Source organism: Pseudomonas sp. NPDC089530 (genome assembly GCF_050280705.1).
GTDB lineage: Bacteria > Pseudomonadota > Gammaproteobacteria > Pseudomonadales > Pseudomonadaceae > Aquipseudomonas.
Genome location: NZ_JBNNVU010000055.1, coordinates 12,354 through 37,517 on the forward strand (window position 1 = coordinate 12,354; position 25,164 = coordinate 37,517).

The window sequence follows — 25,164 nt, forward strand, 5'->3', positions numbered from 1 at the left end:
TCCATGACCCTCTTTGTCATCCTTCTGCTCATAGTGCTGATTTTCATCGCACTGATTCTGTACTCCCGCAGGAATATCGCCGAACAGAGCGAGGGACTGGAACTGACCTCCAACGTCAGCGCCCAGATCAGTCAGACCCTGCTGCTGAGCAAGGCCGAGCCGCTGCTGGCACTGCAACTGGCAACGCGCTTGCCCGAAGGCGAGGCGCAGGAGCTGGCCCTGCAACTGGTGGCCAGCGAGCTCTACCTTGCAGGACACAGGGCCAAGGCCCTGAAGGTACGCATGCATCTGCCGCCCCACGCCCAGGAATACGTCCTCAATACACTAATCGATTCGCTGCTCGACACCGACGATACCCAGGCCTGCCTGGAACTGCTGGACAGCTGGGGCGAATCCCTGCCCAGCTGGCCGCTGCTGCAAGTGCGTATCCTCCAGGCCCGCGGTGAACAGGAGCGCGCCCTGGCCCTGCTCGGCGAGCTCAGCGACCCGAAAAACCCTGCGGCCCACGAACGCCAGAGCATCGGCAATATCCTGATGCTGTCGCGCCTGCAATTTCAGGCCGGCATGCAGGATGCCTCGCTGATCAGCCTCGAACAGGCCTGGGCCAGCTTCCAACAACCCGGGCAGGAGCGCTATCACACTGTGCTGCGCAGCCTGTTCAACGAATTCGCAGCCCAGGGTCATGCCGAACCGATCCTCGCCCGGGCGGCCGAACTGCCAGTCGAGGAACAGGTCCAGGCGCTGATCGGCCTGTTCGATGCCGGCCTGACGGAGCCGGCCTTCAAGTTGCTGGCAGACAACGGCACCCTCTCCTACTCAACCTACAGCGACCTGATGGACTCGGCCCTGAAACGCCAGCGGATCGATACCGCCCTGCGCCTGCTGGACCTGACCCCCGACCTGCACCAGCACAGCCTACTGCTGCAACTGTTGAACCAGATGGCGGCCCAGGGCCAAACCGCCGAGGCCGAGGCCCTGCTGCTGCAGCGAGTCGGCGAAGCGTCCCAGCGTCCGGGGCTGATGCTCAGCCTCTGCGATCTCTTGCACGAAGCGCAGCCGCAATGGACGGCGGCCCTGCTCGCCCAGGCCCTGCAACAGATCGACGGTTACAAGAATGACCACGAATTCTGGAACGGCATGCGCATGCAGGCCCTGCAAACCCAGCTACTGATGCAAAGCCACTTGCCGGCCCATCGCCGGGACAGTTGGCTGGTGCGTAGCAACATCGAGGAAATGCATCGCCTGCGCCAGCAGATGGCAGGCGACGAGCAATTGCCGTACCTGTGCGAACAAGCCAAGTTGCTGCACGCCCTGGACCAGACCGCCCAGGCCAGGACCCTGCTGGAGCAGGCCCTGAAGCTGCTGGATGGCGAGCCGCTGACGGATGTCGATGAGATGGACAAATTGTTCTACCTGGAGGACATCGCCAACACCTACCTGAGCATCGACGAGGTGCAACAGGCCCAGGCCCTGCAGGACCGGCTCAACGCCGAGGATTGCGGCAGTCGCAGCCTGGAAGAGGAGCTGCTGCTCAACCACATCCGGCATCAGCGTTTCGCCCAGGCCATCGAGGCCCTGAACCTTAGCACCCTGCTCAGTGACAAAAAGCCCCTGTCGCTGCTGTATCAGGCCCTGGAGGAACTGCAGCAGCGGGTCCCCGAGCGCGCCGGCGAACTGAAGCAGCAACTGATGGAACGGTTTGCCAACGGACAGATCTGGCTCAATTCCCCTACCAGATGACGCCCTCCCAGGCTGCGCGCCCTTAGCGGGGCGCGTAGCGGTCCCAGAGCTGGTTGAACTCCTTGAGGTAACTGGCCACCAACTGTGGATGGTCGATCACCAGCAGGTTTTCCTCGTTGCCGGTGCTGGCGCTACGGGTCCAGTTGAAACTGCCGTTGAGCAGGGTCCGGCCATCGAATACGGCGAACTTGTGGTGCATGTGAAACGGCGTGTCGTCGATCCGAACCGGCACGCCGGCCTCCCGTAGCGCAGCGATATCGCTGCCGACATCGAACTGCTTTTCACTGTCGCTGATCACCCGCACCACCACCCCACGCCTGTGGCAGGCGCGGATCTCGTCGCTCAGTTGATCATCGGAAATAGTGAACACGCAGATATCCAGCGAGCTGCGGGCCTGGCGACACAGGTCGCGGATCTTGCGTCGGCAGTCCTCGCCAGGGCTGAAGTGGGCGCTGGCCATGTCCCGCACCGGGGATGCGCAGGTATCCAGGGTCTTGACCACCTGCTCCAGCCATTTCAAGGCCGGCAGCACGTTGGCGCCGTCGGCCAGGCTCAGCTCGCGCACCAGGTCGAAGGCGCGGTTGCGCAGGTAACGCACCTGGTCAGCGCTGAGTTCGCTGCCCAGCTGGCGCAACTCGTCGCGTTCGTCATGGCTCAGTTTCAGGTCCAGCAGGCTGTCGCGCAGTTGCCGGTCCAGGTTGGCAAAATCCATCGGATGATCCTTGGGCATGCGCCGGCGAGCCGGCGCTTAAGGTTGGAAGTCCTCGAGGGTCGGCACATCACCATGGCTGAGCATGCGGCTCAGCTCATCGAGGCGCTTGGCGATATCGCCGATGCGCTGGTGATTGTGCAGATCGACATCGATCTTCTTGTGCATCACCTGGATCAGCGGCAGGAAACTGTTCTCCAACTGCTCGGACAGGTTCTCCAGCACCTCGCGCACGCCCTGCGGCTCCGCTGGCCGGGCCAGGCCGCGCACACCCTGGACCAGGTCGTGGAGCTGGGCCACCACCCGGGTGCCGACATCGCTGTCGCTGCCGCCCATGGAGCGGTTGCGCACGAAGTCGCGCTTGATCTGCTCCCAGCGCTGGCCCTGCTCCGGGCTCTGATTGCCGCGCAGCTCGGCGAGCTTGAGCAGGTTTTCCTCGGCGCCGGTGGTCAGCAGTTGGGACTCGCCCTGGTAGTGGTCGGCGATCAATTGCAGGAGCTCGGCGTCGTTCATCACCGCCGAGATCTTTTCCGCCATCTTGTTCATGTTGCGGTAGCTGCCCTGCAGCTTGAACGGCGGCTCGGTGCGGTACTGGTCGGCCTGGGCCGCGCTGGCGATGTACTGCTGGTTGACCCGCAGCACCACGTCACGCACCTGCATCAGGCGCTGCAGCGTGGTGGTGATCTCGTTGATCTCGGCGCCGCTGTAGCTGTGGCTCAGCTCGTTGCTGGAGAAGGCCCTGCCCTCGGCCTTGGCGACGAAGCGATAGACATCCGCCATGTCGCGGGTGGCCAGGGGCGCCAGCACCGGGTTGGAGGTCAGGCCGTTCTCGATGTAGCTCAGGGCGAAGGCCTCCTGCATGCCCCCCAGGGTGTCGCCGAGGTTATAGATATCGGCCCGGTTGGCCAGCATGTCGGGGATCTTGAATACCTCGCCGGACTCGGTGTACGGGTTGCCCGACATCACCACGCAGAACTTCTTGCCGCGCATGTCGTAGGTCTTGGTGCGCCCCTTCCACACGCCCTCGATGCGCCGGGTGCCGTCGCACAACGAGATGAATTTCTGCAGGAATTCCGGGTGGGTGTGCTGGATGTCGTCGACATAGAGCATCACGTTGTTGCCCATCTCCAGGGCCAGGTTGAGCTTCTCCAACTCCTGGCGCGAGGTGGCGTCCGGTGCCTGGGCCGGGTCCAGGGAGCGCACCTGGTGCCCCAGGGCCGGGCCGTTGATCTTCATGAAAATCAGGCCCAGGCGGTGGGCCACGTACTCCATCAGGGTGGTCTTGCCGTAGCCCGGTGGCGAAATCAGCATCAACAGGCCCATCAGGTCGGTGCGCTTGTTCTCGCCCACGGTGCCCATCTGCTTGGCCAGGTTGTCGCCGATAAAACCCAGGTACACATCGTTGATCAGCTTGTTGCGGACAAAGGAGCTCAGCGGCCGCGGCTTGAACTCGCTCAGGCGCAAGGCCGAACGTTCGCGGCCGATGATGCCCTGGCGCAGGCTCTGGTAGCGCTGCAGGCCAGGCAGGAACTGTTCGCGGTGGGTCCGCAGGCGGGCAAAAAAACCGTCCACGGTGAGAGACAGGCTGCGCTCCTGGATACGCGGGTGTTCGCCCATCAGGTTGTCGACCGCAAAGCGCAGGCCAACTTCGGTGATGCGCTTGGCAAAATCTTCTCGCAGCAGCGACAGGGCCACCGCCTCGGGCACGTAGTCGTGCCACTCGACGAACTCGCCCTCGGCGCACAGGGCCGACAGCCAGTTCCCGGTCAGCGCCCACTGTGCCGCAGGCCGCTCCACCAGGCGCGCCAGGGCCTGCTGGTAGTCGTCCCACATGCGCGCACCTTGCAGGCGCAGGGTCAGGGCTTCCTGCAGTTGCCTGGCGTATTTGCTGAAGGTGAATTCGATACGTTCCGCGGCCAGTTCCTGGACCAGGTACTCGGCGGCTTCCGGCAACAGATCCGCGGCCTGGGCAAAGGCCTGCTGCTGGTGCCAGTCGCGCAGGGCGGCGAGGATTTCCTCCTGCAGTTGCAAGAGCCCTTCCCGGCGACCGAAAAGTTGCTGGATATGCCGACTGGTGCGGGCCCGTTCCACCCATTGCCGGGGTTGCGGCTGCTCCTGCTGGCGGTCCCAGTAGAGGCCCGCAAAGGCCCGCGCCGCCGCGCCGAAACGCAACAGCCCGGCGCTGTCGCGCAGGGGCAGCAGTTGCGACAGAATGGCTGCCGCATCGTGATCGTGGATGCCCTTCTCGTAGCCCTCCTTGTAGCGCGGCGCGGCGAAGTCACGGATCACCCGGGCCAATTCGTCAGGGTGGCCCAACAGCGGCTTGAGGCTATCCAGGCTCAGGCCTTCCTCGCCCCGGTCGGCGGCATCCAGCACCTGTCCGGCCAGGTATTCGGCGCGGTACAGCTGCGGCGACTCCGACTCCAGGGCCACCTGCCAGAAGTCGCGCAGGGCTTCCAGCTCGGGGTCTTGCAGGGGTTCGAGAAAATCGGTGCCGGTCAGGTGCAGGTAGAGTTCGTCGCCCCGGGGCATCAGGGTCAGGTCCAGCTCCTGGGTGTTGACGCTGAAGCGATGGCGCGGCCCCAGCTTGATGACATTACCGCCCTCCTCGAACAGCTCGCTCTTGTCCCGCAGGGCGCGCACGGCCTGGTCCCGGGCGCCCTTGAGGCGCGCCTCGAGATCATCGGCCTTGACGCTGTCCTTGAGCTCGCGCAGGCGCTCGGCCAGCTCACGCAGCTTGAGAATCAGCGGGTCGGCGGCGAAGAACGCGTTGAGCTCCTCGGTCTGGGTGAACCTGGCGGTGCGCCGGCCGAGACTGTCGAGAATCCGCCGCGCCGCGTCCAGCAGGCCCTGGGCCTTGCGCTGGCGCTCGTCGAGCAGCGACTGCTTGTGGGCCTCGAAGGTTTCCAACAGCTCCTCGCGTTTGCCGAGGATGTCACCGAGGAACTGCTCATGGTCGCCGAAGCGGCTTTCCAGCTCCTCCAACTGCACCAGCAGCCGTGACAGCTGCTCGTCACAACGCTCGGGGTCCTGGGCCTGGGCCAGGGCATTGGTGATGCCCTGGCTGAAGAGTTTGAACTGGGCACCGAACTGCGCCACGGTCTCGGTCGAGCCCAACGCCTTGCGTCGTTGCTCGGCGCGGGCCTTGGCCTGGTTCAGGCGAGCGTAGATCTGCGAGACGGATTCGATGATCCGGGTACGCTGGGTGGCATCGTCTATCTGCAGCGAAGCCATCAGGCTGGACAGCATGTCCAGGTCGCCGGCCATGGCTTGCAGGGCAGCCAGGGGCTCGCCGAGCTGGGCCACGGTCTCGGCCTTCTGGGCCTGGGCGTCGAGGTTTTCCAGCTGAATGACGAAGGGTTGCAGGGCCTGCTCGCTGGCCAGGAAGGTCGCGGTGCCGGTGGCGGTACGCTCTTGGGCCTTGAGCAGTTCGGCCTCCATGGCGTCGATGCGGACCACGTCGATGTAGCGATAGTCGCGGATGGTCAGCAGCAGGCCGCGCTGGGCGGTGATGCCGTTCAGCGCATCGACGAAGCTCTGCACCTGGTCCCAGCTGTCCACCAGCAGGCCATCGAGCAGCGCTTTCTGCTTGGCCTCGGCGGCTACCATGGCCTGCTCCGACTGGCGGCGGATGCTCTCGACCTTCTCGTATTCGTCCAGCACCAGTTCCGAGGTGGCAGCCACCTCGCGCAACAGCGGTGCCAGGCCGTCGAGCTCGTCGCCGCCCAGCCAGTGGTACACATCGAACAGGCGCCGGGTGTTCTGGCACAGCAGCGAGTAGCGCTGGACCGAGACCGCCGGGGCGTCGATCTCGCGACACAAGTCATAGAGATCGGAAACGCTGCGCACCAGCTCGGCATTGCCGATCCGGCCGAGGAAACCGCTACGCGCCGGTTGCCGCGCGGCGTATTCCTCGGTGAAGAACGGGGTCTGCCAGACCTGCATCGGATGGACCCGGGTCGGCTCGTCGCCCTCGGCGGCGAAGATCACCATGCGCCCGTCTTCCAGGCGCGCATAACCATGGCCGAACAGCGGGTTCTGCAACTGGCGGTTGATCATGTTGTAGGTCAGCAGTACCGAGCGGCCCTGCTCCGGGTGGTAGAAGATGTACTGCACATCCTCACCGTTGGGCGAGCGCACCGAGCGCTTGAAGCGCATGCCTTCCATGGACTGCTCGAAGGTCTTGTACTCGCCGTTTTGCAGGTAGTAGCCACCTGGAAAGATGATCCCGTGGTCTTCCGGCAGTTGCACACAAGCCAGGCCAATGGCGTCGATGCGCTCCACCTGGCGGGTCAGGCTGTTGAACACCAGGTAGCGCCACTGTTCTTCGCGATACGGCAGCACCTTGAGCAGGATCAGGCTGCCCAGGCGGGCGAACTCGATCTGCGAGTCGTCCAGGGACTGGGTCTTGTCCAGCACCTCTTCGCGGTAGATGCCCAGGCCCGACTCAGTATTGTTCTCGACCTTGATGGTCAGGTCGCCGCCGATAGTTTCGACGAACACCGTGTCGAGGATATTCAGGTGCGGAAAACGCCCTTCCACCACTCGCTCACGGGTGGCTTTCGTCCATTCGAAATCGAAGGGCGCCGGCAGGGCAATATCCCGCTCGCCGCGGTTGTCGATGTAACGGACATCCCGGCCGTCCACCGAGATCGACCAGCGAAACACCCGCACATCGGTAACCCGCTCGCCGATCTGGAAACTCGCCAACAGCTTGCCGTCGCGGATCGCCAACTGCAGCAGGCGGGTGTTCTTGTAATAGGTATAGAGCTCGTTGAAATCGTTGAGGAAGCCCTGGGCAGCGAGGAAGCTGCCTTCCAGGGGCACGGGTTCGGCTTCGTAGCCTTCGCCCTCTTCCACCAGCCGGTAGAGGGAAAACACGTCGGCAACGCTGGTTTCCTTCTTCAGGCCGATAAATACGTTGTAACCGAACAACAGGCAGTCGCCGACCTGGACAATGTCCCGGGCGATGCAGTTGTTCTCGGTACGGATACGCACCCGCCCGACCACTTCCATGCGACTGTTGCCGAACTCGTCGAGACGCCTCCGGTTGAGACTATCGGTGGTGGCCCGCAGACGCTGGCCCTGGTCCAGCAGGCGCTTTTGCAGCACCTCATAGGCGCCGCCTTCGGCGACAGCCTTGTCCAATACGTCCTGTGGGGGAGTTGCGACTTGAGCGTCCGACATCGTGGCCTTCCTGGATCTACGGCGGTGTGCAAAAAAAGCGGGCTCCTGGAACCTGGAGCCCTATACCTGGAGCCCTATACCTGAAACCTGCAACCTGACACCCGTCCTGTTACCGCCAGGGGAAAAACGGCGGCGGCAGGATCGGGTGGGCCTGGTGAATCAGGTGTGGCCAGGCCTCTCAGGCTTCGGTGGACGGAGCGTCGACCTTGCGCGTGACAGCCGCGGCAGCCAGTTCGGCGGCTACGACCGGGGCGCTCTTGCCATTGAGCAGGCGTGCCAGGATGTCCTGGACCACCGGGCTCTTGCCCACCACGCCCTCGATGGCCTTGCCCACCGACAGCGACTTGGCAAAGGAGTTGAAGAAGTCGCCTTCGCCGCCGACGATCTCGATCTTGGCCTTGCCGAGGGCAGCGGACAGCACTTCGGCCTGCTCCTTGGCGATGTCCTTGTTGGCCGCGATGGCAGCCATCGCTTCCTCGAAGTTCTTCTCCAGTTGCATGCGGAACTCTTCGTGCTGACGAGCGCTATCGCTGAGGGAATCCAGGGCACCGAACTTCTTGCCAAGACCTTCGGCTTCAGCGTTCAGACGCTGCAGCAGCACTTCGGCTTCGGCCGAACCCAGGTCCTTGGTGGCCTTGGCCTTGGCCGAGCCCAGTTGCTCTTCGCCACGGGCCTGGGCTCCGAGCTTCTCTTCCATGACCTTGGCTTCCGCCAGGCCATCCTTCTCCTTGGCCGCGGCCTGGGCTTCCATGATCCGTGCGTCGGCCAGGCCTTTTTCCTGCTCGCCACGGGCTTCGGCAATCAACTGCTCGGTGCGTACGCGGGCTTGGGCCAGGCCTTCTTTTTCCTGGGCTGCGGCGGTGATTTCCAACACGCGGGCATCAGCCAGGCCGGGCGCGGCGCGCTCGGCTTCCAGGCCTTCGGCCAGGCGTTTCTTCGCCTCGGCCTGCTTGGCGGCGGCTTCCAGCTCGGCCTGGGCCAGGTTGTTGATCTCCACCGCCTTGTGCTTGGAGCGGGTTTCGTCGGCTTCGGCCTGTTTGACCTGGCGCACCAGATCCTGCTCGGCCTCGGCCTGGGCCTGGATCACCACCACTTGCTTGGCGCGCTCGGCCTCGGAGACCTCGCGCACTTCCTTGATCCGTTCTTCTTCCTGGGCCACGGTCTTCTCCACGGCGACCCGCTCGCGGATCACCGTGGCAATGTTCTTGCGTTGCTCTTCCAGGGCCTTTTCTTTCTCGATGCGTTGCAGCTCCACTTCGCGCTCGCGAGCCACCACTTCCAGATCCTTGGCGCGGGTGACTTTCTCCACCTCGATGACGACTGCCCGCTGGCGGTTCTGCTGGGCCACCTCGACTTCGCGCTGATGGTTCTCGGTACGTACGTCGATTTCCTGCTGGGCCTGGATCCGTGCCTGTTCGGCCTTCAGGCGCTCCTCTTCCTTGACCTTAGCAGTCTCGGCTTCCTCGCGGGCACGGATGGTTTCGATCTCGCGCTTCTGCCGCGCTTCGGCATCGGCCTGCTGACGTTCGAGGGACAGCGAGGCCTCGCGGGTTTCGACGTTCTTCTTCTGGATCGCCAGTTCCTGGTTGCGCTCCAGCTCGTTGGTGATGACGTTCTGCGCCGCAGTCAGCTCGGTGATCTTGCGGATACCCTCGGCGTCGAGAATGTTACTTGGATCCAGGGATTGCTTGGCTGTCTGTTCCAGGTAGTCGATGGCCACGTCTTCCAGCACATAGCCATTGAGGTCGTTGCCGATGATCTCGATGATCCGGTCACGGAAGTCCTGGCGATTTTCGAACAGCTGGACGAAGTCAAACTGCTTGCCCACGGTTTTCAGCGCTTCGGAGAACTTGGCGTTGAACAGTTCGTTGACCGCAGCGCGGTCGGAGGCTCGGTCGACGCCAATGGCCTTGGCCACCTTGAGCACGTCTTCCTGGGTTTCATTGACCCGCAGGTAGAAAGCCACGGTGATGTCCGCCCGCATGTTGTCGCGGCAGATCAGACCATCCTTGGCCCGACGGTCGACTTCCAGGGTGATCAGCGAGATACGCATGAACTCCTTGAGATGGATAACCGGGTACACCAGAGCGCCGGTGAAATGCACCTTGGGGATCGACGACATGTCGTTGACGATCAGCGCCGTGCCTTGAGGGACCTTGATGTAGAAGGCCTTGAACAGGGCCAGCAGGCCGAACACCACCAGAACGACAAGGCCGACCCCGAGCAGGATGGGCAGCAGCGACGGTAAACTCATGCAATCAATCTCCTTTGATTCTGAGGAAGCCCGGGCTCAGAGGCCGCGAAACTCATCCTCGGTAATGACCCGATAGGCGTGTTGCGCCTCCAGATACTCCAGTAACACGACGCGATCGCCGCGTTTGAAAGCTTGTGCCTCGTCGGCACGCACACGCAGGATCAGGCCCGCGCCGCCGTTCTCGAGCACGGCTTCGCCATGCTCCCGGGTGACTCTGCCGCTACGCACCACAGCGGTCTGCCCCAACACCGACTGGCTGCTGGTGGCTTCCATCTTGTGAAACAGTGGACGCAGCGGGCGGCAGATTGCCGCGCTGACGGGCGCCGCCAGGAACAGGGCGAACACCGCCAGCAGCAACCCCAGGGGATAACGCAGCCAGCCCAGGGCCAGATGGCTGAGCACATAGAGTTCGGCAAAATAGGTCAGGAACCAGCTGAAGAACATCAGCAGGGTCAGCACCAGGGTGACAGGCACCCCGTTGAGCTTGAACTTGATCAGTAGCCCGGCCAGGCCTTCGGTGGCCGAGCCGCCTTCGAGCAGCGAGTCGGCCTCGAAGTCCAGCAGGTCGACCTCGACCATGCCCAGCGCCACCACCGCCCAGTAGATCACTGCCAGGCACAGCATGAAGCTGAACACCACCGTGGGGAACGACAATACTGTTTGCAGGAAAATTTCCATTGCTTTCCTATCCCTGAAAATGCCGGACAAGGCCAACCGGCCCAGCCCTTACAACAATGGTGAATCAGGACTTGCCACGGTCCTTGAGGCGCGCCAGCACGCTGTCCGCGCTGGTGTCGTTGGCGACTATCCCGGCCTCACGCAACTCGGCATCCAGAGCCTTGAGAGCATAGCTTTTCAGAAAGCCGGAGTTACCCGCTCCTCGAGAAACATCGAACGGCATCACGAGGCACAGATACCCGTCTGTGATCGCCGCTTTCTCAAGCGGCGCCATTAAACCCCTTGGTAGTGATAATGAGAAGCTCGACTGCTCCGAACAGGTCGCAGAAATAATAGAGAAAGGCCGCGGCCAAGTCCTGCCTTAATGGCGATCAATGGTCTAGGCTAGACGGATTTTCCTGCCCAGCGGATACCCCATGAACAGCCCCAGCAAACCCCTCGCCGGATTGAAAGTGATAGAACTCGGCACCCTGATCGCCGGCCCGTTCGCCTCGCGTATCTGCGCCGAATTCGGTGCCGAGGTGGTCAAGGTCGAATCGCCGGATGGCGGCGACCCGCTGCGCAAGTGGCGCAAGCTGTATGAAGGCACCTCGCTGTGGTGGTTCGTCCAGGCGCGCAACAAGAAGTCCCTGACCCTGAACCTCAAGCACCCGGACGGCCTGGAGGTGCTGAAGAAGCTGCTGGCGGAAGCCGACATCCTGATCGAGAACTTCCGCCCCGGGGTCCTGGAGAAACTCGGCCTGGGCTGGGACACCCTGCACGCCCTGAACCCCAAGCTGGTGATGGTGCGCCTGTCGGGCTTCGGCCAGACCGGGCCGATGAAGGACCAGCCCGGTTTCGGCGCAGTGGGCGAATCCATGGGCGGGCTGCGTTACATCACCGGTTTCGAGGACCGCCCGCCGGTGCGCACCGGCATTTCCATCGGCGACTCGATTGCCGCCCTCTGGGGCGTGATCGGCGCGCTGATGGCCCTGCGGCACCGCGAGGTCAACGGCGGCCAGGGCCAGGTGGTGGACGTGGCGCTGTACGAAGCGATCTTCGCCATGATGGAAAGCATGGTCCCGGAGTTCGACGTCTTCGGCTTCATCCGCGAACGCACCGGCAACATCATGCCCGGCATCACCCCCTCCTCCATCCACACCAGCGCCGATGGCAAGCATGTGCAGATCGGCGCCAACGGCGATGCGATCTTCAAGCGCTTCATGCAGGTGATCGGGCGCGACGACCTGGCCAACGACCCGGCCCTGGCCAGCAACGATGGCCGCGACAGCCGCCGCGACGAGCTGTACGGAGTCATCGATCGCTGGGTCAATTCCCTGCCGCTGGAGCGCGTGCTCGAATTGCTGAACCAGGCGGAAGTCCCCGCCAGCCGGATCTTCAGCGCCGAGGACATGTTCAGCGACCCGCAGTTCCTCGCCCGGGAAATGTTCCTCCAGGCCCGACTGCCGGACGGCAAGCCATTCAAGATGCCGGGAATCGTGCCGAAACTCTCGGAAACGCCAGGTTCGTCCGAATGGGTCGGCCCCGCGCTCGGCGAGCACAATGCCCAGGTACTGGGCGACCTGGGCTACAGCCCCCGACAGATCGAGGCTTTGCGTGACGGCGGTGCGATCTGACTTAGGACACAATTTCCTGGTAATGACGGTTTTATCGACAAGATTCAGCGGCCTGCTGTCGCTGCTGCTGGTGCTGGTGCTCGCGATCTGGTCACCGCTCAGCCAGGCCAGGGAGACCCTGATCTGGGTGGTGCGCGACCTGCCGCCCATGACGATCTCCGAAGGCCCGCAGAAAGGCCGGGGGGTGATCGACCAGGCCTTGCCCACGCTGATGGCCAGCCTGCCGGAGTACGACCACCAGACCGTCTACGTCAACCGCGCCCGGGGCATGCAGATGCTCCGGGAACTGCCCTTCGTCTGCGATCCGGCGCTGGTGTTCACCCCGCAGCGGGGCCAGTGGCTGGCCTTTTCCATCACCAGCTTCCGGGTGTTCAGCAACGGCCTGGCCGTGCGCCGCCAGGACCGCCCCGGCCTGCTGCCGTTCATCCACGACGGCCAGATCGACTTGAGCGCGCTGCTGGCCAGCGCCTTGCACAACGTGGGGGTGGTGGGCGAGCGCAGTTATGGCCAGCAGATCGACAGCCTGCTCAAACAGGCACCGCCCGGCACGCTGATCGCCCATTACGGCAACAGCGCCATCGGCAACCTGCTGCAGATGCAACACCACGGGCGCCTCAATGCCCTGCTCGGCTACCAGTCGGAGATTCGCTTCCTGGCGCGCCAGCAGGGCATCGATCCGGACAGCCTGGTGTTCTACCCGATCCAGGGCATGCCCAGGTACCAATCGGTGCACGTCGGCTGCTCGAACACGCCCCAGGGCCGACGAGCCGTGGAACGCATCAACCGGGCGTTGCTCGAGCTGCGCCCGGACACCCTGCTGGAGCTCTATGCGCAATGGCTGGAGCCGTCACAGCGCGAGCAATACCGCAGCGATTCCCAGGCGTTTTTCCGCGATACACCGCAGCACTGAAAAACAGCAGGCAAAAAGAAACCCCGAGTCGTGGGAAGACAACCCGGGGTTAAACGTGGTCTGGAACCAGACCCGTGCGACAGGCGACGAACACCGGAGCACAATGCTCGATCCTGTTACCCAGGGTCTGACGGCTGGCCAACGGCTAAGGTTCCCGAAAAAATTCCGTCAGCGGGCGCTCTCGAATGCCTTCTCCCGGGCCACATTGCGCAAGGCGGCAATGACACAGGGCTCCAGGCGGCCTTCGGCAATCAGGACATCGCGATGCAGACCGTCGACGACATCGGTCAGCAGGCGCTTGTCGGTCAACTGGGCCTGGCTGAACTCACGTTCGACCACTATGGCCCCCAGGGCATTCTTCAGGGTCACCAGACATTCACCCTGCGTGCGCGGGGTCAGGGTTACCTGATACGGGCTCAAAGCTTCACCCAACAATAGGCTGATACTTTCCATCTCGATCACCACTCAATCGCTCGAATTAAGGCTCGTATGTACGAATGCCGGTAGCTTTCTGACATTCAAGTGACTATCGCCCAGAGAAGAAAGTTCGCAACCGCTGCCGGTTGCCGACCTGAGTCGATCCAGCATGCCCGCAAAAGATGACAGATAAAAAACACTCCATATCAGACTAGAATCGGCTGGCCATGGGGGCCGCCCCACGAGTGGTTTGCAAAGCCCGACGCGCACTGTCGCCCGATTTAGGGCCTGTGCGAAATGCTGCCTTGTCACCGGAGCGACTCTTGAACCCGACGTCCAAGCAACAACTGAAAATCGTCCTGGCCGACGATCACCCGATCTTTCTCATCGGTTTGCGCGCTGTCCTGGAGCGCGACGAGCACCTGGAGATCGTCGGCGAAGCCAGCTCTCCCACCGAGCTCGGCGAGCTGCTGCAAAGCCGCCCGTGCGACCTGCTGGTCACCGACTTCATGATGCCCGGGGAGCAGCAGAACGACGGCCTGCGCCTGATCGAGCAGGTGCGCCGGCACCATCCGCAACTGCCAGTGGTGGTGGTGACCATGCTCAACAATGCCGGGCTGTTCCGCTCAATTCTCGACCTGGGCGTCATGGGCCTGCTGAGCAAGGCCAGCCTGGCCGATGAACTGCCCGCGGCAATCGCCCATGCGCGGCGTGGCCAGGTGTTCGTCGCCCAGGCCATCCGGCAACTGCTCAGCCTGGCGGGCGAGGTCGGCCCGGACCGCCTGCTGTCCGGGGAACAACTGTCGCCCCGGGAACTGGAGGTCATCCGCCTGCTGGCAGCCGGAATGACAGTCGGGGAAATCGCCGCCCGGCTCAGCCGCAGCAAAAAGACCGTCAGCACCCAGAAGGTCAGCGCGATGCGCAAGCTCGGCCTATCCAGCGCCGCAGCCCTGTACATCTACGTACAGGAACACGGGCTCGCCTGACTCCGGGCTCAGCCCGCCGCCTTATCGAAGTCGTCACACAAGCGCTGGGCGATCCATTGCCGCACCTCGACCGCGCTCATGGGCTCGGCGATAAAACAGCCTTGCAGGCGCGCCTGCCCCAACTTGTTGGCCGCCTGGTAGTCGGCGGCGCTCTCGATCCCGGCCAGCACCACCCCCAGGGACATGCGCTGGGCCATGCTCATGGCTCCCGCCACCACCGCCGCCTTGCGCTCGTCGTCGGCCAGCCCGCACACGAAGGCCGGAGGGATCTTCAGCTCGGTGAAGGGCAACTCCAGCAGACGCTGCAGGCTGGTGCCGCCAGTGCCGAAGTCGCCAATGGACAGCTTGCAGCCGATCAGGCGCAGGCGCAGCAGAGCCTCCACATGGGCGGTATCGGTCTGCAGTTCGGTGGTCTCGACCAGTTCCAGGGTCAGCAGGCGCGCCGGCACCTCGAAACGGCGCAACAGGGCTTCCAGCTGGCGCGAGAAGTTCGGCAACTCCAGCATGCCCACCGGGATGTTCACCGCGATGGCCAGGGAGCGGCCCATGACCAGGCGCACACCGGCCGACAGCTGCAGGGCCTGCTCCAGCATCAGCCAGGTGAAGGCCTCTTGCAGCCCGGCGGACTCGATGACCGGCAGGAACTCGGCGGGCAGCATCAGGCCATGTTCCGGGTGCTGCCAGCGCGCCAGCGCCTCGACGCCCTGGACTTCACCGCTCTGGCCGACCACCGGCTGAAAATACGCGACGCCGTGGCGCCCTACCGCCGCCTGCCCCTCCTCGGCGCTTGGCGCCTGCGCCTGGAACACATCCAGCGCCAGGGTTTCCCGGACCTGGGCCAGCGACAGGGCCTGCGGGCCGGGTTCGAAACACTGCTGGTACAGGTTCAGCAGCTCGTTGACCAGGGTCACCGAGGCCGGCTTGGGCAAACATCCCAGCACTTTCAGGCCCTGCTCCCGGGCCATGGCCGCAGCGCCTTCGCGGACATCCGCCTGGGCATCGCTGAGGATGATCAGCGCCTTCGCCCGCTGCTCCCGGGCCAGGTAACGGATCAGTTCCAGGCCGTCGGCCTGCTCCAGGTACAGATCGCAGATGGCGATATCCACCGGCCCCTTGCTGTCCAGGGATTGCCGGGCGGCGGCAACGCTTTCGGCGTTCAACACGTTGAACACGCCATTGGCGTTGAGCATCTGGTGCAGGGCCATCAGCTGGAACGAATTGTCTTCAAGAACGAGCACTTTCAATCTGTGCATGAAACGACCTCCGGTACGGCAAGCGCAGCGAGAATCCGCAGCGGGACGCTACGTTATTCAGAAAGTTCTCAGCACCCCATAAGACAAGTCCTAATCCCCCAGATACGGCTCGATATCCTCGCGCAAGCCACCGATGGCGACCTTGAGCCGCAGCCAGTGCGGCGCCAGTTCTTCCGTGGCCCGGGAGCGCACCACGGCTTCCAGGTCCAGGCAGACCTGGGCCAGTGGCAGTGCGTCGATCAGGCAGCACACCCCTTTCAGGCGGTGGGTAGAGGCGCCGATACGGTCCCAGTCCCACGCCAGCACCGCCGACTCCAGGGCGGTCCGTTCCTGGGCCAGGTTGTTCCACAGCTCGCGCAGCATGCGTTGCAGGACCGGCTCGTCCGCCTGGGTCATGGTGCGCAGGGTCTGGATATCGAAGGACGGCGGCGGCAGGAAGCGCGCCAGCACCTGGGCCAGGCGGTCCAGGGTCACCGGCTTGACCAGCAGCTCATCCATGCCGGCCTGGGCACAGCGCTGCTGCTCATCCTCGAAGGCATTGGCCGTGCAGCCGATCAGCGGGCAGGCGCTGCGCCCTTCCCGGGCCTCGATCTGGCGTATCGCCTCGCTGAGCTGATAACCGCTCATGCCCGGCATCTGGCAGTCGGTCAGCACCAGGTCGAAGGCCTCGCCCTGCCAGCGCGCCAGCGCCGCTTCGGCGCTGTCGAGCGCCACCACCTTGTGCCCGAGGAACATCAGTTGCTGGCTGAGCACCATGCGATTGGCCCGCAGGTCGTCCACCACCAGCACCGCCATGCGCCGACTCTGGGGGCGCTCGGCAGCCAGTGGCGGCGCCTGGCTGAAGTCCCCGGTCACCTGTTCCGGGTAGAGTTCGAGGGTCACGGTGGTGCCGATGCCGGGTTCGCTGTGCAGTCGGATGCGCCCGCCCATCAGTTCCACCAACTGCTTGCAGATGCTCAGGCCCAGGCCGGTTCCGCCCGGCTCCGCCGCCGTCTGCACATGGGCCTGGATAAAGGGGTCGAACAGCCGCGCCTGCTGCTCCAGGCTGATGCCCGGCCCGCTGTCGGCGACACTGATGCACAAGCGATCGACGCCCTGTTCATCGGCCTGGCGTTCGACGGACATCCGCACTTCGCCAGCCTGAGTGAACTTCAGGGCATTGCTCAACAGGTTGTGCAGCACCTGGCGCAGACGCAACGGGTCGAGCCAGTAGAACCCCTCTGCCGCCCTGTCGAAGGCCAGGGTCAGGTGCAGCCCCTTGCCGCGCGCGGTGGCGTCGAACAGTTGCAGGATGTCGTCGAAGAAGCCGCGCAGGGCCACGGTTTGCGGCGCCAGCTGCATGTGCCCGGCCTCGATCTTGGCCAGGTCGAGGTTGTCGCCCACCAGGCCGATCAGCTCCTGCGCCGACTGATAGGCCACGCGCAACGCATCCGAAAACGGCAGGCCGCGCAGCTGCGCCTGTTCCTTTTCCAGCTCCAGCAAACCGATGATGGCGTTCATCGGCGTGCGGATCTCGTGGCTCATGGTCGAGAGAAAGGCGCTTTTCGCGTAGTTCGCCTGGTCCGCCGCGCGCCGTGCCTCCAGCAATTGTTCCTCGAGGCGCTTGCGCTCGGTGATGTCGATCCAGCCCCCCAACAGGCCCTGCAACTCACCCTGGGCACTGTAGAACGGCACCGTCCATTGATAGACCTGCACCGGGCCCCTTCTGGACTCGATCTGGCGATCGACGAACACCGGCTCCTGGGACTCCAGTTGCGCCATGAGTTCGAGGTGCAACTGCCTGGCCGTGGCTTGCGGCAACACATCCAGCTCGGTCAGGCGGCGCCCCCGGACGTCCTCCAGGCGCATGCCGGTCTGGGTCTCATAGCTCTTGTTGCAGGTGATCAGGCGCCCGTCCAGGTCGCGGACGAATATCGGGTTGGGGATACCGTCGAGCAAAGCGCGCTTGAACGCCAACTGGTCGTTGAGCCGGCGCTCGGCTTGCAGCCGCTGGCGGATCTGCGCCTTGAGCCGGGTGCTCCAGGCCAGGGACAGCAGACCGAACAGAATGGCGGTGAAGGTGGCCCAGTAGATCCACATCGGCACCCGCTGCCACATGGGCACCGGCACCGGGGTCACCCCCAGCCATTTCAGGCGAATGGCGCCCAGCTCGGCCACCGGGAAGGCTTCCAGGGCCTTGTTGAGGATACTCAGCAGTTCGGGCTGGTCCCGGCGCACCGACAACTGGTCCGCCGCCCACAGGCCCTCGACGCTACGGCCGATGCGCAGCCCGTCCTCCGGATAGCCCTGTACCTCGACCTCGTTCTGGATAGTGGCGTCGGCCTCGCCGCTGGCCACCAGGGCGCGCGCCTCGGCGTAGGTAGCCACCGAACGCAACCGGATCTGCGGATGGTTTTGCCGAATGTAGCCTTCCAGCGCGTGCTTGGCCGGCAGCGCCAGCACCTTGCCCGCCAATTGCTTGAGGGTATCGACCTGGACGTCGTCGGCGCGGACCACGAACACCCAGGCCGCACCGCCAAAGGTATGGGTGAACTCCAGGAAGCCGCAGCGCTCGTCGTTGGCCGACAAGGTGCTGTTCATCTGCGCCCGGCCCTTGAGCAGCAGGTCCAGGGTATGGGCCGTGGAGAAGGTTTCCTCCTGGACGAACTGCAGGCCGGTCATGCGCGAAATCCGGTTGAGCAGGTCGATATTCAGCCCGACCCACTGCCCGTCCTTGTCCTTGAACATGTAAGGGGGGAACTGCTGGGACGCCACCACCACGTGCTGGTGTTCAAGCAACCAGGCGCGCTCCTTCTGGCTCAGCTCGATCCGCTCGTCGCTGGTACTGGCGCCCAGTCCGGTGGTCCAGCGGGCGAGGATCTCCCGGCGGGTGGAGTCGTCGATGCTCCCCAGCGCCCGTTCGATCATGCGCCCCAGCAGCGGGTCGCTCTGGCGCGTGGCGAAGGCGAAACCTACTGGCGGCAGACGGCTTTCCGTGCGGATCTGCAAGCCCAGGTAAGGGCGCAGCGCCTGGTAGGCGCGCACTATCACCTCGTTGCCGATAAAGGCATCCACATCCCCCTGATTCAGGGCTTCCAGGCCGCTGTACAGATTGGGCGACAGCATGAGCCGGCTCTGGGGATAAGCCTCGTGGGCGATCTTCGCGTTGGCATAGCCCTCCACCAGCACCACCTTCTTGCCGGCCAGGTCCTCGGGGGTCTCGGCTTCGTCCCGGCGCACCACCACGACCGCCCGGTCGGGCATGTAGTCGCTGGAAAAGTGCAGCCCGGCGACCCCACGCTCGTAGCCGTTGGCGCTGGTCAGAATGTCGATCACCCCCGTGCGCAGCGCCTCCACCGCCTGCTCGCGCTCGGAGAACCCCAGGACCTCCAGGGACACCCCCAGGCGCTCGCCGACCAGGCTCAGGTAGTCGGCGCTGATACCCTGGTAACGGTTGCGATCGCGAGTGATATCGATCGGCTGGTAGTCATCGATCGAAATGCCCGCCTTCAACTGGCCGCGGCCCGCCAGCCACTGGCGTTCGGCCGGCACCAGGAGCAGCGGTGGCAGTTCGACGAAGGCCGGCACCAGTTTGAAGGGCAGGTTCTGCGCCGCCTCGAGGCACGGGGCCGACAGCAGCATCGTCAAAACCAGCAGTGAACGGAAAACCGGGCGCAGTAACATAAGCATCCTGTGAATGAGCCTCCCTGCGTCGCGGCCCTGTCCTTGAGCCCTGTTCTTGAAGGCGCGCCGCGAAAACAGCCTGTGCATGAAAAGACAAAGCCCGTCAGAGACGGGCCTTGTGATCGATCGGCGTCACTCGATCAAAGCGGTTTGCCGCGATTGCCGTGCTGGCTGACAAAGGCCTGGACCGCCTTCAGGTCGTTGGCCAGGACGGTGCAACGCTCTTCGCGCTCGAACAGGTCGGACAGGTGCGCCGGCAATGCCAGGGCCTTGCCGACACCGGCCTGCTCCACCGCGTCCGGGAACTTCACCGGATGCGCGGTGCCCAGCACCACCATCGGGATGTCCAGACTGCGACGGCATTCGCGGGCGGCCTTCACCCCGATTGCGGTGTGCGGGTCCAGCACCTCGCCGGTCTGGGCGAAGACATCGGCGATGGTCTCGCAGGTCTGCGCATCGTCCACGGCCAGGGAGTCGAACAGCTTGCGGGCTTCGGTCCAGCGCTCCTGCTCGACGCTGAAGCCGCCGCCTTGCTTGAAGGTTTCCATCAGCTCGGCCAGGGCGGCGCCGTTACGGCCGTGCAGATCGAACAGCAGGCGTTCGAAGTTCGACGAGACCATGATGTCCATCGACGGCGACAGGGTCGCGTGCAGGGTTTCCTTGACGTACTGGTTGCCGCTCATGAAGCGGTGCAGGATGTCATTGCGGTTGGTGGCGACGATCAGCTGGTTGATCGGCAGGCCCATGTTGCGCGCCAGGTAACCGGCGAAGATATCGCCGAAGTTGCCGGTCGGCACCGAGAACGCCACCGAACGCGCCGGACCGCCCAGTTGCAGGGCCGCGTGGAAGTAGTAGACGATCTGGGCCATGATCCGCGCCCAGTTGATCGAGTTCACCGCCACCAGGCGCGTGCCCTTGAGGAAACCCTGGTCGGCGAAGCTGGCCTTGACCATTTCCTGGCAGTCGTCGAAGTTGCCTTCGATGGCAATGTTGTGGATGTTCTCGCCGAGAATAGTGGTCATCTGCCGGCGCTGCACTTCGGACACGCGGTTGTGCGGGTGCAGGATGAAGATATCGACGTTGTCGCAACGCTTGCAGCCTTCGATGGCCGCCGAACCGGTGTCACCGGAGGTGGCGCCGATGATCACCACGCGCTCGCCGCGCTTCTCCAGCACGTAGTCCAGCAGGCGACCCAGCAGTTGCAGGGCGAAGTCCTTGAACGCCAGGGTCGGGCCGTGGAACAGCTCCAGCACCCATTCGTTGCCGTTCAGCTGGCGCAGCGGGGCAATGGCGTTGTGGGAAAACGCGCCGTAGGTTTCTTCGAGGATTTTCTTGAAGTCGGCATCCGGAATGCTGCCGGTGACGAACGGGCGCATCACCCGGAACGCCAGCTCGTGGTACGGCAGGCCGGCCCAGGAAGCGATTTCTTCCTGGGTGAAACGTGGCAGGTTTTCCGGCACGTACAGGCCGCCGTCGCTGGCCAGGCCGGCCAGCAGGACATCTTCGAAATTCAGGGCCGGTGCCTGGCCGCGGGTGCTGATGTAACGCATGACTGGCTCCTTAAAAAGAGTTCTCAGGCAGGAGCCGCCGGGGCTCCTGCAACGACACGGATTAGTTCAGGTGCTCGACGCGGATCCGCACGACGGGGCCGTCCACGCCCTGCAGGGCTTCCAGGGCGGTGATCGCATCGTTGATGCGCTGTTCCACCACCCGGTGGGTCAGCAGGATCATCGGCACCAGGCCGTCGTGTTCCTCGACCTCTTTCTGCATGATCGATTCGATGTTGATGCCGCGCTCCGAGAGGATGCTCGCCACCTGGGCCAGCACGCCCGGATGATCCTTGGCCTGGATCCGCAGGTAGTAGGCGCTTTCGCAGGCCTCGATCGGCAGGATCGGGTGCGCCGACAGCGAGTCCGGCTGGAACGCCAGGTGCGGCACACGGTTCTCCGGGTCACTGGTCATGGCGCGAACCACGTCCACCAGGTCGGCGATCACCGACGAAGCGGTCGGCTCCATGCCGGCGCCGGCGCCGTAGAACAGGGTGGAACCGGCAGCATCGCCGTTGACCATCACCGCGTTCATCACCCCGTTGACGTTGGCGATCAGGCGGTCGGCCGGGATCAGCGTCGGGTGCACCCGCAGTTCGAAGCCGGCCTCGGTGCGGCGCGCCACGCCCAGGTGCTTGATGCGGTAGCCCAGGGCCTCGGCGTAGTTCACGTCGGCGGTGGTCAGCTTGGTGATGCCTTCGGTGTAGGCCTTGTCGAACTGCAGCGGGATGCCGAAGGCGATGGACGCCAGGATGGTCAGCTTGTGCGCCGCGTCGATGCCTTCGACGTCGAAGGTCGGGTCGGCTTCGGCGTAACCCAGGGCCTGGGCCTCGGCCAGCACGTCCTCGAAGGTGCGGCCCTTCTCGCGCATTTCGGTGAGGATGAAGTTGCCCGTACCGTTGATGATGCCGGCCAGCCAGTTGATCCGGTTGGCCGACAGGCCTTCGCGGATCGCCTTGATGACCGGGATGCCGCCAGCCACGGCGGCCTCGAACGCCACGATCACGCCCTTCTCACGGGCCTTGGCGAAGATTTCGTTACCGTGTACCGCGATAAGCGCCTTGTTGGCGGTGACCACATGCTTGCCATGCTCGATAGCCTTGAGTACCAGCTCGCGGGCAACGGTATAGCCGCCCATCAGCTCTATGACGATGTCGATCTCAGGGTTCGTGGCCACTTCGAACACATCGTTGGTAATCGCAATACCGGTCGTGTGGTACTGAGGCTTTGGCGTGCGCATTGGCATTTTTGCCCCTTCGATTCCACGCCCGGCACGACGAGCAATTTCCTCGGCGTTGCGCTGAAGTACATTGAAGGTACCGCCACCGACGGTACCCAGCCCACAGATGCCCACTTTGACCGGATTCACTCTGAACTCCCCATGAAACGGCCGACACTAGGTCGGCCGTGGAAAACAGCCGCAAACCACACGGCTCTCTATTAATGGCACGGCGGCCACAACCGCCGCGCCATGGTCGTCAAAGTCTCGACGACGCAGGATTATTTCGCGCCCAGCGCCAGTTTGGCGACTTGTGGCGCAGGCTGGTAGCCCGGAATCACTTGGCCGTCGGCCAAAACGATGGCCGGCGTACCGTTCACACCGATCGACTGGCCCAGGGCGAACTGCTTGGAAACCGGGTTGGCGCATTTGGCCGCCTTGATCTCCTTGCCATCGACCATCTTGTCCATGGCCGCTTTCTTGTCGGCCGAGCACCAGACCGCCTGCAACTGCTCGTCGCCCGGCGAGCCCAGGCCCTGACGCGGGAAGGCGACGTAACGCACTTCCACGCCCATCTTGTTCAGTTCGGGCACTTCGGCGTGCAGCTTGTGGCAGTACGGGCAGGTGGTGTCGGTGAAGACGGTGATGTGGGTCTTGGTTTCGCCGACGGCGGGATAGACCACGGTTTCAGCCACCGGAATGCCATTGATCAGCTTGGCGATGCCCTGGCGCTCGGTCTTTTCGGTCAGGTTGACCGGCTTGCCGTCCTTGAGCTGGAACAGGTAGCCCTGCATCACGAACTGGCCATCGGCGCTGGCGTACAGCACGCGGCTACCCTTGAGCTTGACTTCATACAGGCCCGGCAGCGGGCTGGCGCTGATGCTTTCTACCGGGACTTCGAGTTGCAGGCCCTGAAGGCTCTGGCGAATCGCTTTTTCGGCGGCGTCATCGGCCATGACAAAGGTACTGACCAACGCAATGGCTGCGGCGGCGAAAATCTGGGTCACGCGCATGGGAACTCCTGGAGGCGGACAAATGGGACGGTCAGAACGCCCGTACTTGGAACACCGGGTCGTAACGGCCCACTCTGTAAACCGGCAAAGCCTATCACATAAGGCCCACCTGGCGGGCTCCCGCTGAACCAAGCCCGTTTACCGATGCCCGGATAGCCGTTGCCGGCTATACATCAACCGCGCGGATGGTGCTTGGCATGCAAATCCTGCAGGCGGGCACGGGCGACATGGGTGTAGATCTGGGTGGTCGACAGGTCGCTGTGGCCGAGCAGCATCTGCACCACCCGCAGGTCGGCGCCGTGGTTCAGCAAATGGGTGGCGAAAGCGTGTCGCAGGGTGTGCGGCGACAGCGACTTGCCGATTCCGGCGACCTTGGCCTGATGCTTGATCCGGTGCCAGAAGGTCTGGCGGGTCATCTGCTCGCCGCGCAGGCTGGGGAACAACACATCGCTGGGCCGCCCGCCGAGCAGTTCGCCACGGCCATCGCGCATGTAGCGCTCGACCCAGACGATCGCTTCCTCGCCCATCGGCACCAGGCGTTCCTTGCTGCCCTTGCCCATCACCCGCAGCACGCCCTGGCGCAGGTTGACCTGTTCCAGGGTCAGGCTGACCAGCTCGGTGACCCGCAGGCCGCAGGCGTACAGGACTTCGAGCATGGCGCGATCGCGCTGGCCAATGGCCTCGCTCAGGTCGGGAGCCGCCAGCAGGGCCTCGACATCGGCTTCCGACAGGGACTTGGGCAATGGCCGCCCCAACTGCGGCATGTCGACTTGCAGGGTGGGATCGACGGCGATCAGTTTTTCCCGCAGCAGGTAACGGTAGAACCCCCGCAGCCCGGAGAGAAAACGCGCCGTCGAACGGGGTTTGTAGGCTTGCTCGACCCGCCAGGCCAGGTGGTCGAGGATCAGCTCGCGGCCGGCGCCCGGCAGTTCCAGCCCCTGCTCCTGCAGCCAGCCGTTGAACAGCGCCAGGTCACTGCGATACGCCTCCCGGGTGTTGTCCGAAAGGCCCTTCTCCAGCCAGAGCGCATCGAGGAAACGGTCTATCAGGGGATGGTCGATGGCAGGCATAAATACTCGAAAGGCGCGGCCTTGGGGGCACGCTGAAAAATAGAGAACCGGGCAGAGGTCGCCAGTCTTTCATAGCCCGCTACTTCTAGGAAAGGGAGCGGGCTTGCTTGCGATCGATCCTGCCTCAGGCTGCAAACCCGGGCAGCACCGGCACCGGGCGCTTGTCGTCATCGATGGCGACAAAACTGAACAGGCCGTGAATGGCCTTTTCCCGCCCATCGCAGCTCATGCTCTCGACGAAGACTTCGACCTCGACCTTGAGGCTGGTGTTGCCGACCTTCACTACCCGCCCTACCAACTCGACGATGGAGCCCGCGGCAATCGGGTGGTTGAAGTCGATCCGGTCGGTGGACACGGTGACCAGCGGCAACCGGCAGAAGCGGGTCGCGGCGATGAACGACACTTCGTCCATCCAGGCCAGCGCGGTGCCGCCGAACAGGGTGTTGTGGTGGTTGGTGGTCGACGGGAACACCGCCTTGGTCACGCGGGTGACCGACAGCTCGGTCCGGCGCTGGATTTCTTGCTCGCGGGGGCTCATGGTTCTACTGCCTGAAACACAATTCGGGGATAAATGACCGGCAACAAAAAAGCAGCCCGTAGGCTGCTTTTTTCTGCATCGGAAGCTGGACTCAGGCCAGTTTTTCCTTGATGCGAGCTGCTTTACCCGACAGGTCGCGCAGGTAGTACAGCTTGGCTTTACGTACGTCGCCGCGACGCTTGACAGCCATGCTGTCGATCTGCGGGCTGTAGGTCTGGAAAGTACGCTCTACGCCAACACCGTTGGAGATTTTACGAACGGTGAATGCACTGTTCACTCCTGGCATTGATCACGTCGTGAAGGCCCATGAGCACAAGAGGGCGACAATCGATCAGCATGACGCGTATCGTTTTTTTGTGGTCTG

The 25,164-nt window shown here is 63.9% G+C and carries 17 protein-coding genes and 2 pseudogenes; 4 read left to right on the plus strand and 15 right to left on the minus strand.

What is annotated here, in order from left to right; translation table 11 throughout:
- Window positions 1-3: 3 nt before the first annotated feature.
- Entirely contained in the window at window positions 4-1,740 is a 1,737-nt protein-coding gene (locus ACQKQA_RS19700; RefSeq protein ID WP_427561163.1) for a hypothetical protein, read from the plus strand.
- 22 nt (window positions 1,741-1,762) lie between these two features.
- Here the strand turns inward: ACQKQA_RS19700 and ACQKQA_RS19705 are convergent, their stop codons facing one another.
- From ACQKQA_RS19705 to ACQKQA_RS19725, 5 genes are all read right to left on the minus strand, one after another.
- Window positions 1,763-2,452: a phospholipase D-like domain-containing protein gene (locus ACQKQA_RS19705; protein WP_427561166.1), complete on the minus strand. Its 690-nt coding sequence runs from the start codon at window positions 2,450-2,452 to the stop codon at window positions 1,763-1,765.
- A gap of 36 nt (window positions 2,453-2,488) precedes the next feature.
- Window positions 2,489-7,636 (minus strand): DNA repair ATPase, encoded by a 5,148-nt coding sequence (locus ACQKQA_RS19710; RefSeq protein ID WP_427561168.1) that lies wholly within the window; start codon window positions 7,634-7,636, stop codon window positions 2,489-2,491.
- A 178-nt stretch (window positions 7,637-7,814) separates the two neighbouring features.
- Window positions 7,815-9,890, minus strand: coding sequence for a hypothetical protein (locus ACQKQA_RS19715; RefSeq protein ID WP_427561171.1), 2,076 nt, complete (start codon window positions 9,888-9,890; stop codon window positions 7,815-7,817).
- A gap of 36 nt (window positions 9,891-9,926) precedes the next feature.
- Entirely contained in the window at window positions 9,927-10,568 is a 642-nt protein-coding gene (locus tag ACQKQA_RS19720) for a hypothetical protein (RefSeq protein WP_427561173.1), read from the minus strand.
- A 64-nt stretch (window positions 10,569-10,632) separates the two neighbouring features.
- Window positions 10,633-10,791, minus strand: a complete 159-nt coding sequence (locus ACQKQA_RS19725; RefSeq protein ID WP_427561176.1) for a hypothetical protein — start codon at window positions 10,789-10,791, stop codon at window positions 10,633-10,635.
- 193 nt (window positions 10,792-10,984) lie between these two features.
- On the opposite strand from ACQKQA_RS19725, the gene ACQKQA_RS19730 reads away from it, so the two are divergent.
- Both ACQKQA_RS19730 and ACQKQA_RS19735 read left to right on the plus strand, forming a co-directional pair.
- Window positions 10,985-12,184, plus strand: coding sequence for a CaiB/BaiF CoA transferase family protein (locus ACQKQA_RS19730; protein ID WP_427561179.1), 1,200 nt, complete (start codon window positions 10,985-10,987; stop codon window positions 12,182-12,184).
- Between the two features lie 22 nt (window positions 12,185-12,206).
- Entirely contained in the window at window positions 12,207-13,094 is an 888-nt protein-coding gene (locus ACQKQA_RS19735; protein WP_427561182.1) for a TIGR02285 family protein, read from the plus strand.
- Between the two features lie 168 nt (window positions 13,095-13,262).
- Here ACQKQA_RS19735 and ACQKQA_RS19740 read toward each other — a convergent pair whose 3' ends face one another.
- Window positions 13,263-13,547 carry a DUF3509 domain-containing protein gene (locus ACQKQA_RS19740; RefSeq protein WP_427561185.1) on the minus strand — a complete coding sequence of 95 codons (285 nt, stop codon included), beginning with the start codon at window positions 13,545-13,547 and terminating at the stop codon, window positions 13,263-13,265.
- Window positions 13,548-13,834: 287 nt separating this feature from the next.
- Here ACQKQA_RS19740 and ACQKQA_RS19745 point away from each other — a divergent pair, with 287 nt between their 5' ends.
- Window positions 13,835-14,497, plus strand: coding sequence for a response regulator (locus tag ACQKQA_RS19745; protein WP_427561188.1), 663 nt, complete (start codon window positions 13,835-13,837; stop codon window positions 14,495-14,497).
- 8 nt (window positions 14,498-14,505) lie between these two features.
- Here the strand turns inward: ACQKQA_RS19745 and ACQKQA_RS19750 are convergent, their stop codons facing one another.
- The 9 genes and pseudogenes from ACQKQA_RS19750 to ACQKQA_RS19790 all read right to left on the minus strand — a co-directional run.
- Window positions 14,506-15,750, minus strand: a complete 1,245-nt coding sequence (locus ACQKQA_RS19750; RefSeq protein ID WP_427561191.1) for an EAL domain-containing response regulator — start codon at window positions 15,748-15,750, stop codon at window positions 14,506-14,508.
- Window positions 15,751-15,840: 90 nt separating this feature from the next.
- Window positions 15,841-19,413: an ATP-binding protein gene (locus ACQKQA_RS19755; protein ID WP_427561208.1), complete on the minus strand. Its 3,573-nt coding sequence runs from the start codon at window positions 19,411-19,413 to the stop codon at window positions 15,841-15,843.
- Between the two features lie 140 nt (window positions 19,414-19,553).
- Complete coding sequence (thrC, locus tag ACQKQA_RS19760) at window positions 19,554-20,963, minus strand: threonine synthase (protein WP_427561194.1); 1,410 nt, start codon at window positions 20,961-20,963, stop codon at window positions 19,554-19,556.
- Window positions 20,964-21,024: 61 nt separating this feature from the next.
- Window positions 21,025-22,329, minus strand: a complete 1,305-nt coding sequence (locus tag ACQKQA_RS19765) for a homoserine dehydrogenase (RefSeq protein ID WP_427561196.1) — start codon at window positions 22,327-22,329, stop codon at window positions 21,025-21,027.
- A gap of 131 nt (window positions 22,330-22,460) precedes the next feature.
- Entirely contained in the window at window positions 22,461-23,192 is a 732-nt protein-coding gene (locus ACQKQA_RS19770) for a thioredoxin fold domain-containing protein (RefSeq protein WP_427561199.1), read from the minus strand.
- A gap of 173 nt (window positions 23,193-23,365) precedes the next feature.
- Entirely contained in the window at window positions 23,366-24,262 is an 897-nt protein-coding gene (gene xerD, locus ACQKQA_RS19775) for a site-specific tyrosine recombinase XerD (protein WP_427561202.1), read from the minus strand.
- A gap of 124 nt (window positions 24,263-24,386) precedes the next feature.
- The gene (locus ACQKQA_RS19780; protein ID WP_022642499.1) at window positions 24,387-24,800 is read right to left on the minus strand and encodes an acyl-CoA thioesterase; all 414 of its coding nucleotides are present in this window, start codon (window positions 24,798-24,800) and stop codon (window positions 24,387-24,389) included.
- 91 nt (window positions 24,801-24,891) lie between these two features.
- Window positions 24,892-25,080, minus strand: a pseudogene (gene rplS, locus ACQKQA_RS19785) (50S ribosomal protein L19); the annotation flags it as partial.
- Window positions 25,079-25,164: pseudogene (locus ACQKQA_RS19790) on the minus strand (DNA-binding response regulator); the annotation flags it as partial. The pseudogenes rplS and ACQKQA_RS19790, both read right to left, overlap by 2 nt.